Source organism: Phyllobacterium phragmitis, from assembly GCF_002980495.1.
Classification (GTDB): domain Bacteria; phylum Pseudomonadota; class Alphaproteobacteria; order Rhizobiales; family Rhizobiaceae; genus Paramesorhizobium; species Paramesorhizobium phragmitis.
This window is the reverse complement of sequence record NZ_PVBR01000018.1, coordinates 89,029-105,576: the sequence shown is the minus strand read 5'-3', so window position 1 is coordinate 105,576 and position 16,548 is coordinate 89,029. Positions and strand designations below refer to the sequence as shown.

General features: G+C 64.0%; 13 protein-coding genes and 2 pseudogenes. 14 read left to right on the top strand and 1 reads right to left on the bottom strand.

Annotation, left to right across the window (positions count from 1 at the left end; all coding sequences use genetic code 11):
• Positions 1-128 precede the first annotated feature (128 nt).
• The 5 genes and pseudogenes from C5748_RS29255 to C5748_RS20655 all read left to right on the top strand — a co-directional run.
• A pseudogene (locus C5748_RS29255) lies at positions 129-540 on the top strand (lytic transglycosylase domain-containing protein); the annotation flags it as partial.
• 448 nt (positions 541-988) lie between these two features.
• Positions 989-1,489: pseudogene (locus C5748_RS29530) on the top strand (relaxase/mobilization nuclease domain-containing protein); the annotation flags it as partial.
• A gap of 9 nt (positions 1,490-1,498) precedes the next feature.
• A complete protein-coding gene (locus C5748_RS29345) occupies positions 1,499-2,896 on the top strand; it encodes a DUF3363 domain-containing protein (protein WP_425350283.1) in 1,398 nt (465 codons plus the stop codon).
• A 217-nt stretch (positions 2,897-3,113) separates the two neighbouring features.
• A complete protein-coding gene (gene floR / locus C5748_RS20660) occupies positions 3,114-4,328 on the top strand; it encodes a chloramphenicol/florfenicol efflux MFS transporter FloR (protein WP_105743857.1) in 1,215 nt (404 codons plus the stop codon).
• Positions 4,329-4,355: 27 nt separating this feature from the next.
• Positions 4,356-5,306, top strand: a complete 951-nt coding sequence (locus C5748_RS20655) for a LysR family transcriptional regulator (RefSeq protein ID WP_105743855.1) — start codon at positions 4,356-4,358, stop codon at positions 5,304-5,306.
• Positions 5,307-5,361: 55 nt separating this feature from the next.
• On the opposite strand, the gene C5748_RS20650 is transcribed toward C5748_RS20655, so the two are convergent.
• The gene (locus tag C5748_RS20650) at positions 5,362-6,234 is read right to left on the bottom strand and encodes a LysR family transcriptional regulator (RefSeq protein WP_199194860.1); all 873 of its coding nucleotides are present in this window, start codon (positions 6,232-6,234) and stop codon (positions 5,362-5,364) included.
• 181 nt (positions 6,235-6,415) lie between these two features.
• On the opposite strand from C5748_RS20650, the gene C5748_RS20645 reads away from it, so the two are divergent.
• The 9 genes from C5748_RS20645 to trbJ all read left to right on the top strand — a co-directional run bounded on the left by C5748_RS20645 (position 6,416) and on the right by trbJ (position 16,534).
• The gene (locus C5748_RS20645; RefSeq protein ID WP_105743851.1) at positions 6,416-7,915 is read left to right on the top strand and encodes an MFS transporter; all 1,500 of its coding nucleotides are present in this window, start codon (positions 6,416-6,418) and stop codon (positions 7,913-7,915) included.
• An 84-nt stretch (positions 7,916-7,999) separates the two neighbouring features.
• On the top strand, positions 8,000-8,929 hold the full coding sequence (locus C5748_RS20640) for a LysR family transcriptional regulator (protein WP_199194859.1): 930 nt from the start codon (positions 8,000-8,002) through the stop codon (positions 8,927-8,929).
• Positions 8,930-9,054: 125 nt separating this feature from the next.
• Positions 9,055-11,043: a conjugal transfer protein TraG gene (locus C5748_RS20635; protein ID WP_105743849.1), complete on the top strand. Its 1,989-nt coding sequence runs from the start codon at positions 9,055-9,057 to the stop codon at positions 11,041-11,043.
• 10 nt (positions 11,044-11,053) lie between these two features.
• The gene (locus tag C5748_RS20630) at positions 11,054-11,533 is read left to right on the top strand and encodes a CopG family transcriptional regulator (protein WP_199194858.1); all 480 of its coding nucleotides are present in this window, start codon (positions 11,054-11,056) and stop codon (positions 11,531-11,533) included.
• Between the two features lie 146 nt (positions 11,534-11,679).
• Complete coding sequence (gene trbB, locus C5748_RS20625; protein ID WP_105743845.1) at positions 11,680-12,675, top strand: P-type conjugative transfer ATPase TrbB; 996 nt, start codon at positions 11,680-11,682, stop codon at positions 12,673-12,675.
• Positions 12,672-13,004 carry a TrbC/VirB2 family type IV secretion system protein gene (locus C5748_RS20620; RefSeq protein WP_105743843.1) on the top strand — a complete coding sequence of 111 codons (333 nt, stop codon included), beginning with the start codon at positions 12,672-12,674 and terminating at the stop codon, positions 13,002-13,004. The genes trbB and C5748_RS20620 overlap by 4 nt, the downstream gene beginning before the upstream one ends.
• On the top strand, positions 13,004-13,285 hold the full coding sequence (locus C5748_RS20615; protein ID WP_105743841.1) for a VirB3 family type IV secretion system protein: 282 nt from the start codon (positions 13,004-13,006) through the stop codon (positions 13,283-13,285). Before C5748_RS20620 ends, C5748_RS20615 begins: the two co-directional genes overlap by 1 nt.
• Positions 13,286-13,298: 13 nt before the next feature.
• Positions 13,299-15,755 (top strand): conjugal transfer protein TrbE, encoded by a 2,457-nt coding sequence (trbE, locus tag C5748_RS20610; protein ID WP_105743839.1) that lies wholly within the window; start codon positions 13,299-13,301, stop codon positions 15,753-15,755.
• Positions 15,752-16,534 carry a P-type conjugative transfer protein TrbJ gene (trbJ, locus tag C5748_RS20605; protein ID WP_105743837.1) on the top strand — a complete coding sequence of 261 codons (783 nt, stop codon included), beginning with the start codon at positions 15,752-15,754 and terminating at the stop codon, positions 16,532-16,534. The genes trbE and trbJ overlap by 4 nt, the downstream gene beginning before the upstream one ends.
• Positions 16,535-16,548 lie beyond the last annotated feature (14 nt).

Sequence of the window (16,548 nt, the reverse complement as noted above, 5' to 3'; positions counted from 1 at the left end):
ATAGGCACATGGGTTTCCTCATCCCTCTGCTTGTCCCATCGCACTGTGCTACGACGGGCGTGGGGCCTTTCACCCCACAGGATCGTCACCAGCTTATGCGGGTTCCCACCCCGCCTCCTGGCGCACACCCGCGCGACAACATCCTCGCAGGCACGGCCTATCTGCGCGAGATGTTCGACCGCTACGGCAATGTCGGTGCGATGCTTGCGGCCTATAACGCCGGCCCCGGCCGCTATGACGAGCACCGCGCGACGGGCCGACCGCTTCCCGCCGAGACACGCGCCTATATCGCCGCGCTCGCCCCGATCCTTGGCGATGCAGCTCCATCGGATGCGCCGTCGCAACCACCGGCACCGCCGCCCGATTGGCGCGAGGCACCGCTGTTTGTCATGCGCCCGGCCGACACGCGGGCTGTCGCCGCCGTCCGAGGTGCAAACAGGCGACGGCCGCGCTGCCGTTCCGGCGCGCGATCCCGCCCGAGCGGAGCCGCAGGACGGCAGCATTTTCGTGGCGAGCGCCAGCGATGGGGGAACGCCATGAGGGCGGCGTTCCCGCGCTCGGCGGCGCTGGTTTCGGCATCCGGTCGGGCAGGTTTGCGCCCGGCAGGAGGGGCAGAAAAGACAGAAAGGGCGGAGGGCAAGATTAAAGAAGACGGCACCATGTCGGGCCGCTTCTGGAAAATGTTGTTGTCTGCACACTGGTTAGGCTGCCGATTCCGGCACCATGGTTTTGAGGGGCCGCGTGCTACGGTTTCGCGCAAAGCCTTGGCTTTGCTGGGTTTCGAGCGGCACCAGAGGCCCATATCGGCCGTTTTCCGGCGGTTTGGGCTGGAGTCGCGCCCTTGAGCGCCGACGACGAAAACCGCTTCCGTCCGAAGCCCGGCCGCATCCGATCCGACACGCCGAAGGCCGGCAGGACCAAGAGCTTTTTCACGCAGGTCAAGAAGATCACCCGGCAGCATCAGGCAGCGGCCTCCCGCGATCCTTCCATGCCATCATCCGCCCGCCCGTCATCGCCGGGCCGGTCCCGTGCCGTGGTCGCCAGCGGCAAGGGCGTGAAGCGCGGCCGGGGCGCGAGCTTCGTGCGCGCCCGCAATATCTCCGGCCATTGGCATCATCGCCAGCCGGGCAGCCGCCGCGTCATCGTCAAGCAGCGCAGCGTCAGGGCCGCATGGAAGGGCGGCCGTGCCCGCGCGCATCTGCGCTATGTGCAGCGTGACGGAACCTCGCGCGACGGCGAGCGGGGCCGGCTCTATTCGGCGACCGAGGGCCGCGCCGATGGCGACGCCTTCCTTGATCGCGGCAAGGACGACCGCCACCAATTCAGGTTCATCGTCTCGCCCGAGGATGGCGCGGAGCTATCGGACCTCACGGCCTACACCCGCGATTTCATGAAACAGGTGGAAGCCGACCTTGGCACCAAGCTCGATTGGGTTGCGGTGAACCACTACAACACCGGCCATCCCCATGTGCATATCATCGTCAACGGCCGCGACGATATGGGCGGGGATCTAGTCATCAACGGCGATTATCTTTCCGCCGGCCTGCGCGAACGGGCCAGCGAGCTTGCCAGTCTGGAACTCGGCCCCGTCACCGAGATCGAGCAGACCCGCAAGCTGTCCGCCGAAATCGACCAAGACCGTTTCACCCGCATCGACCGCGCCATGGCCGAGGAAGCCGATGCCCGTTTCCTCGACTTGCGCCATGAACCGGCAGAGCCGAGGCGGCAGTTCGAGCGGACGCTACGCCTGCGCCGTCTCGGCAAGCTGGAGAAGATGGGGCTGGCGACCGAGCACGCGCCCGGCGTTTGGGAATTGAGCAAGGACATGGAGCCAGCCCTGCGCGAGCTAGGCGAGCGTGGCGACATTATCCGCACCATGCAGAAGGCGCTCGGCCCGCATGGCGGCGAACGCGATCCCATGAGCTTTCAAATCCATGACGGAGCGCCCGAGACGCCCATCGTCGGGCGCGTCGTGGACAAGCACCTGTCCGACGAGTTGGGCGAGAACCTGACAATCGTAGTGGACGGGATCGACGGGCGGACGCATCACATCGCCGGTATCGCGCCCGAGCGGCTGGAGGACGCCCGTATCGGCAGCGTTGTCCAGATCGGCCCGGCCGAGGCGGCAGCCCGGCCGTCCGACCGCACCATTACCGCCATTGCAGAGGACGGCATCTATCGGCCGAGCCGCCATCAGGAGCAGGCCAAGTTCGAGGGCCGCGTTCCGGGCGGCGACTATGAGGGCTATGTCGATGCCCATGTGCGCCGGCTGGAGGCGCTACGCCGGGCCGGGATCGTCGAGCGGGTCGACGCCGACCAATGGCGCATCCCCGAGGATTTCGAGAGCCGCGCCGCTACCTATGACGCCGGCCGCGACCGGCAGGCTAGCGTTCGCGTCCTTTCCCCTGTCGATCTAGGCAAGCAGATCGGATCGGACGGCGCGACCTGGCTGGACCGGCGGCTGATCCATGGCGAGACGGCCGACCTTGCGCCGACCGGCTTCGGCCAGCAAGTGCGCGAGGCCATGGACCAGCGCCGCGAGCATCATATCGAACAGGGCGACGCCACCCGCAGCCGGGACAGCCGCATCTTCTATCGGCGCAGCCTTCTCGCCACCCTGCGCGGGCGCGAAGTCGCGCGCGTCGGCGCGGAGATGGCCGAGAGCAAGGCGCTGCCGTTTCGCGCCGCTACGGACGGCGAGAATGTCAGCGGGAAGTTCACCGGGACGGTGCAACTATCGAGTGGCAAGTTCGCCGTTGTCGAGAAATCCCATGAGTTCACGCTTGTCCCGTGGCGGCCGGTCATCGACCGCCACCTCGGCCGTGAGGTCATGGGTCTTGTGCAGGGCGGATCGGTGTCGTGGCAGGTGGGGCGGCAGAGGGGGCTGGAACGCTGAGGGCGCCCATGCCGCATTGCGAAGCAAAAGATAATTGGATAAGAGGTATCTATTCATATTCGTAAGCGTGGAGTGATCAGATGGGAAATTCCAAGTCAGCAGACAAGTAAGCCGCAACAACCAGTATTGTTGTTGCGGCGCTCTGTAAGGCTAGTCTCATCTGATTGCTGACGAGCAGACGTCGCCCGGTATTCCTTAATCGAGCGGTTGATTCGTCATGACCACCACACGCCCCGCGTGGGCCTATACGCTGCCGGCAGCACTGCTGCTGATGGCTCCCTTCGACATCCTCGCTTCACTGGCGATGGATATTTATCTCCCCGTCGTTCCAGCGATGCCCGGCATCCTGAACACGACGCCCGCCATGATCCAACTCACGTTGAGCCTCTATATGGTGATGCTCGGCGTGGGCCAGGTGGTTTTTGGTCCGCTCTCAGACGGCATCGGGCGACGGCCAATTCTACTTGCGGGCGCAACGGCTTTCGTCATTGCGTCTCTGGGAGCAGCTTGCTCTTCAACTGCACCAGCCTTTGTCGCTTTCCGTCTGCTTCAAGCAGTGGGGGCGTCGGCCATGCTGGTGGCAACGTTCGCGACGGTTCGCGACGTTTATGCCAATCGTCCTGAGGGTGTCGTCATCTACGGCCTTTTCAGTTCGATGCTGGCGTTCGTGCCTGCGCTCGGCCCTATCGCCGGAGCGTTGATCGGCGAGTTCTTGGGATGGCAGGCGATATTCATTACTTTGGCTATACTGGCGATGCTCGCACTTCTAAATGCGGGTTTCAGGTGGCACGAAACCCGCCCTCTGGATCAAGCGAAGACGCGCCGATCTGTTTTGCCGATCTTCGCGAGTCCGGCTTTTTGGGTTTACACTGTCGGCTTTAGCGCCGGTATGGGCACCTTCTTCGTCTTCTTCTCTACGGCTCCCCGTGTACTCATAGGCCAAGCGGAATATTCCGAGATCGGATTCAGCTTTGCTTTCGCCACTGTCGCACTTGTAATGATCGTGACAACCCGTTTCGCGAAATCCTTTGTCGCCAGATGGGGCATCGCGGGATGCGTGACGCGCGGGATGGCACTGCTCGTTTGCGGTGCGGCCCTGTTGGGGATCGGCGAACTTTTCGGATCGCCGTCATTTCTCAGCTTCATCTTGCCGATGTGGGTTGTCGCGATCGGTATTGTCTTCACGGTGTCGGTTACCGCGAACGGCGCTTTGGCAGAGTTCGACGACATCGCAGGATCAGCGGTCGCGTTCTACTTCTGCGTTCAAAGCCTGATAGTCAGCATTGTCGGGACATTGGCGGTGACGCTGTTAAACGGTGACACAGCGTGGCCCGTGATCTGTTACGCCACGGCGATGGCAGTGCTGGTGTCGTTGGGGCTGGTGCTCCTTCGGCTCCGTGGGACTGCCACCGAGAAGTCGCCAGTCGTCTAACCGACGACTGGTAGCAGGCCCGCTCCGATGCGGCGCACTAACCATCGAAACCTCGTGAATGGCGGTATCCTGTCTGGCAGGATACCGCTCATTTCCCTTGTTCAGTTCATCGCCGTCGCCGAGCATCTGAATTTTCGGCATGCGGCCAAGGCACTCGGCGTCAGCCAGTCGAGCGTCAGCGCGCGTGTGAAAGCGCTGGAGGATAACCTTGGTGTCCTGCTGTTTGAGCGCCATGCGCGGGGCGTTCGGCTAACAGACGCAGGCAGGCACTTCATGGAGCGTGTCACGGCGGGTGTCGATCAACTCGATCACGCGGTGAAGACCGCCGGCATGACAGCTCAAGGAGAATGCGGACGGCTTCGCATCGGCATCCATGCCTTGATCCCACGCAGCTTTCTCACGGAGCTGATCCGTCATTATCGGGAAGCCCATACTGGCATTGAGGTCAAGATCACCGAAGGCACGGCCCGCGATGCGGTGATGCAGCTTCGTGCTGACCAGCTCGACGTGGCGTTCGTCGCGGGCAAGCCCGAGATGCCCGACTGCCATACCCGACCGATCTGGACCGAACCGCTGGTGGCCGTGCTATCGGATGGGCATCGCCTCGCCGGGCAGTCCGCAATCACTTGGTCCGACCTGATCGGCGAGACTTTCATTGTTCGCTATGGTGGCACCGGCCCGCAGGTCCAGGACCATATCGTGCTGCGCCTTGCCGGGCGTTGGCCCGCACCGTCGATCCTGCGCTTTGATGTGGGGCGCGGCACGCTGCTATCTATGGTCGGACAAGGCTTCGGCATCACCATCGTCGGCGAGGCCACGTCATTGTTGCCGACGACCGGCATCGTCTTCCTGCCCTTCCTCGATGAACCGGAGCCGGTTGCCTTTACAGCCGTCTGGTCGCCGTTCAATCGCAGCGTCGCACTCCGCAACCTGCTTACGCTCGCAAGTGACATGGGGCGGTCGGTCCGCGCAGACTGATTTTCTCTGCAATCTTGTCCCATGGCGGCTGGTCATCGACCGCGAGGTCAGGGCGTCATGCAAGGCGCTTCGGGGTATCGCTTACTCTGCGATGCTCGCGAAAGACCACCGTGATCGCTCGCAGCGACTCCTTTGTCCTCTGGTCGGAAAGCGATGAGTGCAGAACGAGCGAGAAGGACGGCAACGCTGGCAATCCAAAGACCTCGCCGACATCGACGGCATCGGCGGGCGCGAGCCGTCTAGGGAACGGAGAAATCGCCAGCCCCGCCGAAAGCGCGGCTGCCGTGGCTGCCGTTTCGCCGACGAACACCTCGGTCCATCGGATCGACGCACGTTCGAGCAGGCGCATCGCAACATCGCGCACAGCACAGCATGACGACAATCCTGCCAGCGGCAGCGGTTCATCAGCGCGACACGAAAAAGCTGGAGAAGCGAACCAACCGAAAAGCTCCGGCCCGAGAATTTCACCATCCCGCCGGTCATCATTGCTGCGAATGATGACCGCATCCAACTGCCCGCTATCGAAAGCGTCGAGAAGGGGACCGGAAGCATCGAGCCGAACTTCGATGGTAAGCCCCGGATCAAGGGATTTCAGTCGCGCCAACAGCGAAGGCACTTCCGGCCCCATGACATGACTGGCAATCCCGAGTCGAAAATGACGGCGGTTCCCCGACAGGCTTTCAATAGCTCTCTCGTGGGCCGCCAGAAATTCACGCGCCGATGGGAGGAAAACTTCCCCTTGGGCAGAAAGTCGAACCTGTCGGGGCGTCCGCTCGACCAGCCGTTGCCCGAGGCGATCTTCAAGCCGTTTCAGTTTCACGCTGACCGCCGCTTGGGTGACACCCAGCGCCTCTGCCGCACGGGTGAAACTGCGATGATCGGCGATCATCAGGAAGGCGCGAACGCCATCGACATCGAGCGTCACCATCCAATTCATCCGAATCCGTTATCACTGAAATAGATAGTCATGGAATTGCATTATATCCGAAGGGGCGGCACCTTGCCATGGGGATCGCCGCCGGCCGTTAGAGGTGTCCGCTCGGCGGAACAATCGCACGACAGGCACTCGGCGCATCTCGCGGTAGCAGGACAAGGCGAGGCCGGGCGCGATGGCGGGGAATATAACCAACCGGAACACATTGGCGCTCGCCGCCGTCTGTCTCTCCGCATTGATGGTCGGTCTGGAAATCTCCAGCATCCCGGCCATCCTTCCGACCTTGGAGCACGTCCTTCCCGCTGACTTTCAGCAGCTCCAATGGATCATGAACGCCTATACCATTGCGATGACAGCCTGCCTTATGGCGTCCGGCGCTCTGGCGGATCGCTTCGGACGCAAGCGTGTCTTCATGGCGGGCGTGGTCTTCGGTATCTCATCACTCGCTTGCGGATTGGCGACGAATGCACCGATCCTGATTGCCGCTCGCGTCGTTCAGGGTATCGGAGGCGCAGCGTTGCTCGCCTGCCAGATCGCGGTGCTCTCTCATCAATTCCGTGACTCGCCGGATCGCGGAATGGCGTTTAGTTCGTGGGGGATCGTCTTCGGCGCTGGCCTCGGCTTCGGCCCGTTGATCGGCGGGGTGACGGTCGCTTTCATCAGTTGGGAGTGGGTGTTCCTCGCCCATGTCCCGCTGGCAGTCGTCGCGCTTCTGCTCGCACGTTTCGCCATCGCCGAATCCTCCGATCCCAATGCCATCCGTATCGACATTGCCGGGATCGTCATGCTGTCGCTGGCGGTTTTCTGCCTTGTGTATCTGATTACGCGTGGACGGGCGTTGCGGCTTGACGATCTGGTTGGGCTGGGGGTGGCGGTCCTCGGCGCGGCCAGCTTTTTCGTGTTCGTCATTGTCGAAATGAAGGTGCCCCGACCGATGTTCGACTTTGGCACCCTGCGCATCCCGACATTCTCCGGCGCGCTACTTGGTGCGGCCGGCATGAACTCCAGCTTCTGGCCTTTCGTGATCTACCTGCCAATCTGGTTTCAGGCTGGCCTTGGCTACGATAGCGTGACAGCGGGTTTCGCGCTTCTCGCCTACACTCTGCCGACGCTGGTCGCGCCGCCCTTCGGCGAGAGGATGCTGTCGCGCCACGGCCCCGTGATCGTTCTTCCGCTCGGCCTGTTCGTCATCGGGGCGGGCTTCCTTCTTATGCGTCTTGGCGCGATGAGCGAGTTTCCCGGCTGGTTGACGATGCTGCCCGGCTGCGTTCTCGCCGGCACTGGCGTCGGGCTGATGAATACGCCTGTCGCCAACACCGCTACGGCTTCGGTCCCGGCCGACCGGGCCGGAATGGGATCAGGCATGGACATGAGCGTGAGGATGATCGCGCTCGCCATCAACATTGCGCTGATGGGTTTCATTCTCCTTCGCGGTATTCGGGCAAGCCTCGTGGAATCGGGTCAAGAAAGCGATGCTGCGCACGCTCTTGGCGAAACCATCGCGGCTGGGAATCTGCTCGCGGCAGAAGCGTCGGGGATCGCCAAGCCGGTTGCCGAGCAGGCGCTTGCACAGGGAGTTGGCTGGGTAATGCTCTATGCTTTGGTATGCGCATGGTCGCTGTCGATTTTGAGCTTCGCTGTCCTGCGTCAGAAGCATTTCGCCCACGCGAGATGAATAGCGATGCGGCGGCGGCGACATTCAGCATCAATGATCGACCGTCAGTGGGGGATGCCGACTCCGCTAGGATCGCGCATTCCCATGGCGTCGCTGATCCAGACGCTTGCCGTCGCCGAATATCTGAACTTCCGTCATGCAGCCAATGCGCTCGGCGTGGCGCAGTCCAGCGTCAGCGCCCGAGTGAAGGCGCTGGAAGAAGACCTTGGCGTCCTCCTGTTCGAGCGGCACGTACGCGGCGTCAGACTGACCGAGGCCGGACGACACTTCATCGAGCGCGTCGCTGCCGGCGTCGATCAGCTCGACCATGCGGTGAAGACCGCAGGCATGGCGGCGGCGGGAAAATGGGGTCGCCTGCGCATCGGCATCCATGCCCTGATCCCCGGCAGCTTCCTCGCCGATCTGATCGGGCAGTATCGCGAAAACCATCCCGGCATTGAGGTCGAAATCACCGAAGGCACGGCCCGGGATGCGGTCATGCAGCTTCGCGCCGACCGGCTGGACGTGGCGTTCGTTGCGGGCACGCCCGAGCTGCCCGACTGCCACTCCCGCCCGGTCTGGACCGAACCGCTGGTGGCGGTGCTACAGGAGGGGCATCGCCTTGCCGGGCAATCGGCAATCACATGGGTTGATCTGATGGGCGAGACCTTTCTAGTCCGCTATGGCGGCACTGGTCCGCAAGTCCACGACCATATCGTTCTGCGCCATGCCGGACGCTGGCCCGCGCCGTCGATCCTGCGTTTCGACGTGGGGCGCGGCGCGCTGCTGTCCATGGTCGGACAGGGCTTCGGCATCACCATCGTCAGCGCGGCCACGGCGCTGCTACCGACGACCGGTATCACCTTCCTACCTTTTGCCGATGAACCAGAGCCGGTTGCCTTTACCGCCGTCTGGTCGCCGTTCAATCGCAGCGCCGCGCTGAAAAACCTGCTCAACCTTGCAAACAATATGAGGCGTCGCGGCGATTCGCCCGGCCAGTTGCGCAGCGGCGATCATCCGGCCGGATGGCGGTGAACCCAACCCGTCCTATTTGCCGCCGATAGTATCCGGCAGCCCTCCGGCATCCTCTTTCTTGTTGCCCGTCCCGATTTTGCCAATTCTCTGATCGGCTCCGTCTCTTTTACCGACTGGAGCCTGCATTGCGCGGAGGCCGAATCCTTTGGGGTCAGATCGCCGTAGTCTTCACCATCGTTCTGGTGATGACGTGGGCGGCGACGCAATGGGTAGCGTTCCGCCTTGGCTTCCAGCCCCAGCTTGGCAATCCATGGTTCGAGCTGGCGGGCCTGCCGATCTACTACCCGCCGGCCTTCTTCTGGTGGTGGTTTTCCTTCGACGCCTACGCGCCCGCGATCTTCGTCGAGGGCGGCATCATCGCCGTATCGGGCGGCTTCCTTGCCATTGCCGCCGCCATCCTCATGTCGATCATCCGGGCACGGGAGGCGCGCAACGTCGCCACCTACGGATCGGCGCGATGGGCAGAGGACCGGGAAATCCGCGCGGCCGGATTGCTCGGCCCCGATGGCGTCCTGCTCGGCCGATACGACCGGGACTATCTGCGCCATGACGGTCCCGAGCATGTCCTATGCTTCGCCCCGACGCGCAGCGGCAAAGGTGTCGGGCTGGTGGTGCCGACGCTGCTGACATGGCCGGCATCCGCCATTGTCCACGACATAAAGGGAGAGAACTGGACGCTGACAGCGGGCTTTCGCGCGAAGCACGGCCGCGTCCTGCTGTTCGATCCGACCAATGCAAAATCGTCGGCCTACAACCCGCTGCTTGAGGTGCGGCAAGGGGAATGGGAAGTCCGCGACGTGCAGAATATCGCGGATATTCTGGTCGATCCCGAAGGCAGCCTCGACAAGCGCAACCATTGGGAAAAGACCAGCCATTCGCTTCTGGTCGGCGCGATCCTGCATGTTCTCTATGCGGAGAAAGACAAGACTCTGGCGGGCGTCGCCAACTTCCTGTCCGATCCGCGCCGCCCGGTCGAGGCGACCTTGCGCGCGATGATGGACACGCCGCATCTCGGCGAGGCCGGCGTTCATCCCGTCATCGCGTCATCGGCCCGCGAGCTGTTGAACAAATCCGAGAACGAACGGTCGGGCGTGCTCTCCACCGCCATGTCGTTTCTCGGCCTCTACCGCGATCCCGTGGTGGCGCGCGTGACGGCGCGGTGCGACTGGCGCATTGCCGATCTGGTCGGCAGCCGCCAGCCCGTCACGCTCTATCTGGTCGTGCCGCCATCCGACATAAACCGCACTAAGCCGCTTATTCGCCTGATCCTCAACCAGATCGGCAGGCGGTTGACCGAGGAATTGACCACCTCCGGCAAGCGTCATCGGCTGCTGTTGATGCTGGACGAGTTTCCGGCGCTTGGCCGGCTCGACTTCTTTGAATCGGCGCTCGCCTTCATGGCGGGGTATGGAATCAAAGGCTTCCTGATCGCGCAGAGTCTCAACCAGATCGAGCGCGCCTATGGGCCGAACAACGCGATCCTCGACAACTGCCACGTCCGCGTCAGCTTCGCCACGAACGACGAAAGGACGGCCAAGCGCGTTTCAGACGCATTAGGCACCGCGACCGAGCTGCGCGACTCCACCAACTACGCAGGGCACCGCCTAGCCCCGTGGTTAGGTCACTTGATGGTGTCACGGCAGGAGACGGCGCGGCCGCTGCTCACGCCGGGCGAAATCATGCAGCTTCCGCCCACCAATGAAATCGTCATGGTCGCAGGCACGCCGCCGATCCGCGCGACCAAGGCCCGCTATTTCGAGGATGCGCGGTTTCAGGAACGCATCCTGACCCCGCCCGATCTGGTCGCCGCTCCGCTGGCGCCCAGCCCATCCGCCGATGACTGGTCCGGCCGCGTGGTCACGGCGGAAAGCCGTTCCGCGACGGTCGCCGCAGACGCGGCCGACGGCGATCCGGCCAATGCCGGCATCCGCCGCGAGCCGGAATTGCCCGAGCATGAGGAAATCGTCGCCACTCCGCCGTCGCCCGAACAGGAGTTCGAGTTTCTGGACGACGAGCCGGATGTTGACGCGGCCAAGGCCCGCGCCATGCGCCAGCGCATGAGGATGGTGGCGCGACAGGTTGCATTGAATCCCGATGACGGAATCGACCTTTGAGGACACGCCCATGACCACACGCATCCGCCTGAATATCTATTTCGACCCTGCGCTCATTCCGCAGATCGAGGCGATGGCGTTGCGCCGCTCGGTGGCGCTGCGCCGCAATGTCTCGAAATCCGCCATCGTCGAGGCGGCTGTCATGTCCTACCTGTCCGGCGATGCCGACGACCAGCTTGAAGCCGCCATGTCGCGCCGCATGGACAAGCTCGGCCGCCAGATCGACACGCTCGACCTAGATCTCGCCGTCCTCGGCGAGACGGTCGCGCAGTTCATCCATTTCTGGATGACCATCACGCCGCCGCTTACGGGAGCCACACAATCCGCAGCCCGTGTCAAAGGCGCGGAGCGGTTCGAGGGCTTCATGCAAAATCTCGGCCGGCGTCTGGCGACGGGCGACAGGTTCCTCAAGGAGCTGTCGCGTGACCTCGACTCACTTCCCGACGATCCGTTGCCGGACGAGTCCGAGAGCAACAGCGATCAAGAATGAGTATTCGGACCCATCCTATTTACCGCCGTTCGCCGCCGATCACCGCACAGAGCTAGATACTTGTTGAACCGACCGGATTTCGGTCTCTCTTAATCGACCCCGATCCGGGGATCGCCTGTCGCGCCCCATGAAGAAACGGGGCCGACATGACCACCAACCACCAAAAACCGGAAGCCATTGCGCGTGGCGCGCGCATGTTGCGCACCGCGCTCGGCCCGGCCATTGCCCGATTGCTCGAAGACCCGGCCGTGGTCGAGGTGATGCTGAACCCGGACGGTCGGTTGTGGATCGACCGCCTGTCCGAAGGGCTGTCCGACACGGGCGAACGCCTGTCCGCCGCCGATGGCGAACGCATCGTGCGGCTGGTCGCGCATCATGTCGGCGCGGAGGTTCATGCCCGCAGCCCCCGCGTCTCGGCCGAACTGCCCGAGAGCGGGGAGCGGTTTGAAGGGCTATTGCCGCCCGTGGTCGCCGCCCCGACCTTTGCCATCCGCAAGCCCGCCGTCGCGGTGTTCACGCTCGACGACTATGTGGCGGCGGGCATCATGTCTGCCGATCAGGCGGATACGCTGCACGCCGCTGTCCATTCCCGCGCCAATATCTTGGTGGCGGGCGGCACCAGCACCGGCAAGACGACGCTGACCAACGCGCTGCTCGCCGAGGTGGCGAAGACGGCGGATCGCGTCGTCATCATCGAGGACACGCGCGAGCTGCAATGCACCGCGCCCAACCTTGTCGCCATGCGGACGAAAGACGGCGTGGCGACGCTTTCCGATCTGGTCCGTTCCTCGCTGCGCCTGCGCCCCGACCGCATCCCCATCGGCGAGGTGCGCGGATCGGAAGCCCTCGACCTTCTGAAAGCGTGGGGAACCGGCCATCCGGGCGGCATCGGCACCATCCATGCCGGAACAGGCATCGGCGCGCTGCGCCGTCTTGAACAACTCATCCAAGAGGCTGTCGTCACTGTCCCGCGCGCCCTGATCGCCGAGACAATCGACCTTGTTGCCGTCCTTTCCGGGCGCGGTTCCGCGCGTCGGCTTGCCGAGCTTGCCCGCGTCGGAGGGCTGGGGCCGGACGGCGACTATCGCATCACGCATCCCATCCCTTCGGCAATCCCCACCAACACAGGAGAATCTTCATGATCCGCACGATTTCGCGCGGCTATCGCTTCGCCGCGACCGCCGCATTCACCCTTGTCATCAGCTTCATGCTCGCCCCGGCCGCCCATGCGTCCGGTTCGTCGATGCCGTGGGAAGCACCGCTCCAAAGCATCCTCCAGTCCATCGAGGGGCCGGTCGCCAAGATCATCGCCGTAATCATCATCATCGTGACCGGCCTGACTTTGGCCTTCGGCGATACGGGCGGCGGCTTTCGCAAGCTGATCCAGATTGTGTTCGGCCTGTCCATCGCCTTCGCGGCGTCGAGCTTCTTCCTGTCGTTCTTCTCGTTCGGCGGCGGGGCGCTCATCTGATGGCGGGCGGCCTTGAACAACTCGACGCGGTGCCGGGATTTTCAATCCCGGTCCACCGGGCGCTGACTGAGCATATCCTGCTCGGCGGCGCACCGCGCGCCATCGCCATCATGAACGGAACGCTGGCCGGGGCCGTAGGCCTCGGCCTGCGCCTCTGGCTGGTCGGCATCGCCATCTGGGCAATCGGCCATTTCGCGGCCGTGTGGGCGGCAAAGCGCGATCCCCTCTTTGTCGAGGTCGGGCGGCGGCATCTGCGCATCCCCGGTCATCTGGCGGTTTGAGGGAGGCGCGTCGATGATGAACCTTGCCGAATACCGCCGCACCACCACCCGGCTCGCCGACTATCTGCCATGGGCGGCACTGGTCGGCTCCGGCGTTGTCTTGAACAAGGACGGCTCATTCCAGCGCACCGCGAAGTTTCGCGGTCCCGATCTGGATTCCGCTGTCGCCGCCGAGCTGGTCGCCGTCGCCGGCCGCATCAACAACGCCATGCGCCGTCTCGGCTCCGGCTGGAGTATTTTCGTCGAGGCACAGCGCAGCGAAGCCGCGACCTATCCCGACAGCATGTTTCCCGATCCCGCATCGGCGCTGGTCGATGCGGAGCGCAAAGCCGGTTTCGAGGAAGCGGGCACGCATTTCGTGTCCGGCTATTTCCTGACCTTTCTCTGGTTGCCACCTGCCGAGGAGGCGGCGCGGGCGGAAAGCTGGCTCTATGAGGGCCGCGAGCAATCGGGGGTAAACCCGTGGGAGCTGCTGCGCGGTTTCATCGACCGCACCGACCGCGTGCTGGCCTTGCTCGACGGCTTCATGCCGGAGTGCCGTTGGTTGGATGACGGCGCGACGCTCACCTATCTCCATTCCACCATCTCGACCAACCGGCATCGCGTGCGCGTGCCCGAGGTGCCCATGCACCTCGACGCGCTGCTTGCCGACCAGCCTTTAACCGGCGGGCTGGAGCCCCGCCTTGGCGACGCGCATCTGCGCGTCCTGACCATCGTGGGATTCCCGACTGCGACGACGCCGGGCCTGCTCGACGAGATGAACCGCCTGCCGTTCCCCTACAGGTGGAGCACGCGCGCCATCCTCATGGACAAGACCGATGCGACCCGGCTGCTGACCAAGATCAGGCGGCAATGGTTCGCCAAGCGCAAATCCGTCGCAGCGATTCTGAAAGAGGTAATGACGAACGAGGCGTCCGCCCTTGTGGACACCGATGCCGCCAACAAGGCGCTCGACGCCGACATGGCGTTGCAGGAACTCGGCGCGGACGTGGCGGGCATGGCCTACGTCACGGCGACCGTCACCGTTTGGGATGCCGACTCGCGCATAGCCGACGAGAAGCTGCGCCTGGTCGAGAAGATCGTTCAGGGCCGCGACTTCACCGCCATGGCCGAGAGCGTCAACTCGGTTGACGCATGGCTCGGCAGCCTGCCCGGACACGCCTACGCGAATGTCCGCCAGCCGCCCATCAGCACTTTGAATCTCGCCCACATGATCCCGCTTTCGGCGGTGTGGGCGGGGCCGGAACGGGACGAGCATTTCGGCGACGCTCCATTGCTCTACGCTAGGACCGAAGGCTCCACCCCGTTCCGGTTTTCCCTTCATGTCGGCGACGTGGGGCATACCCTTGTCGTCGGCCCCACGGGCGCGGGTAAATCCGTGCTGCTCGCGCTTATGGCGCTCCAGTTCCGCCGCTATGAGGCTAGCCAAGTCTTCGCCTTTGACTTCGGCGGCAGCATCCGCGCCGCGTCGCTCGCTATGGACGGCGACTGGCACGACCTCGGCGGTGGACTGACAGAAGGAGACGAGGCGTCCGTCTCGCTCCAGCCGCTTGCCCGCATCCACGACACCTATGAACGCGCATGGGCGGCGGACTGGATTGCCGCCATCCTCATGCGCGAGGGGCTGTCGATCACGCCCGAGGTGAAGGAGCATCTTTGGACGGCGCTGACCTCGCTGGCGTCCGCGCCGGTCGAGGAACGCACGATCACCGGCCTTTCGGTCCTGCTACAATCCAACGATCTGAAACAGGCGCTCCGGCCGTTCTGCGTCGGCGGTGCCTATGGCCGGCTGCTCGACGCCGAGGCGGAACATCTCGGCTCGGCAGACGTGCAAGCCTTCGAGATCGAGGGGTTGGTCGGGACCGGCGCGGCCCCGGCGGTGCTCGCCTATCTGTTCCATCGTATCGGCGACCGGCTCGACGGGCGGCCTACGCTGCTCATCATCGACGAGGGTTGGCTTGCGCTGGACGACGAGGGGTTTGCCGGCCAGCTCCGCGAATGGCTGAAAACGCTGCGCAAGAAGAACGCCAGCGTTATCTTCGCCACGCAAAGCCTGTCCGACATTGACGGCAGCAACATCGCGCCTGCCATCATCGAAAGCTGCCCAACACGGCTCTTGCTGCCAAACGAGCGGGCCATCGAACCGCAGATCACGGCCATCTATCGCCGCTTCGGCCTCAATGACCGCCAGATCGAAATCCTCGCACGGGCCACGCCCAAGCGGGATTATTACTGCCAAAGCCGCAGGGGCAATCGCCTGTTCGAGCTTGGCCTGTCCGAAGTCGGCCTCGCGCTCTGCGCCGCATCCGCCAAATCGGATCAGACGCTCATTGCGCAGATCGTCGCCGAACACGGCCGCGACGGCTTCCTCGCCGCTTGGCTGCGCGAGCGCGGCGTCGATTGGGCGGCCGACCTGATCCCGAACCTCACCAATCTCATCCCCCAGCCCGAAAAGGAGTCTCAACCATGACCATTCGTCGTTCCCCCTCGCGCGCCATTTTCATGGCGGCGACGATGCTCGCCGCGCCGCTCGCGCTTTCGCCCATGTTCGCAAGCCCGGCCCATGCGCAATTCGGCTTCGGCCGCATCGTCTATGACCCGACCAACTACGCGCAAAACCTGCTCACCGCCGCGCGGACGCTGGAGCAGATCAACAACCAGATCACTTCGCTCCAGAACGAAGCGCAGATGCTCATCAATCAGGCCCGTAACCTTGCGAGCCTGCCGCATTCCTCGCTCCAGCAGATTCAGCAGAGCGTCCAGCGCACGCAGCAGCTTTTGGGGCAGGCGCAGAACATCGCGTTCGAGGTCGGGCAGATCGACCAAGCGTTCCAGAAGCAATACGGCAATGTCTCGCTTTCGGCGACCGACGCCCAACTGGTCGCCGACGCGCGCGGCCGTTGGGAGAACACGGTCGGCGGCTTGCAGGACGCCATGCGCGTGCAGGCGGGGGCGGTCGGCAATATCGACAGCAACCGCGCCGAGATGGCCGCGCTTGTCGGCCAGAGTCAGGGCGCGACCGGGGCATTGCAGGCGACGCAGGCCGGCAACCAGCTTCTCGCCCTCCAGTCGCAGCAGCTTTCCGACCTGATCGCGCTCATCTCGGCGAACGGCCGCGCCGACGCGCTGACCGAGGCCGAGCGCGCGACCGCCGCCGAACAGGGCCGCATCCAGCGTGAGCGGTTTCTGACACCCGGCACCGGCTACCAGCCCGGCAACGCTCAGATGTTCAACAACGGCAACAACTGACCGGGAGGCTCGCC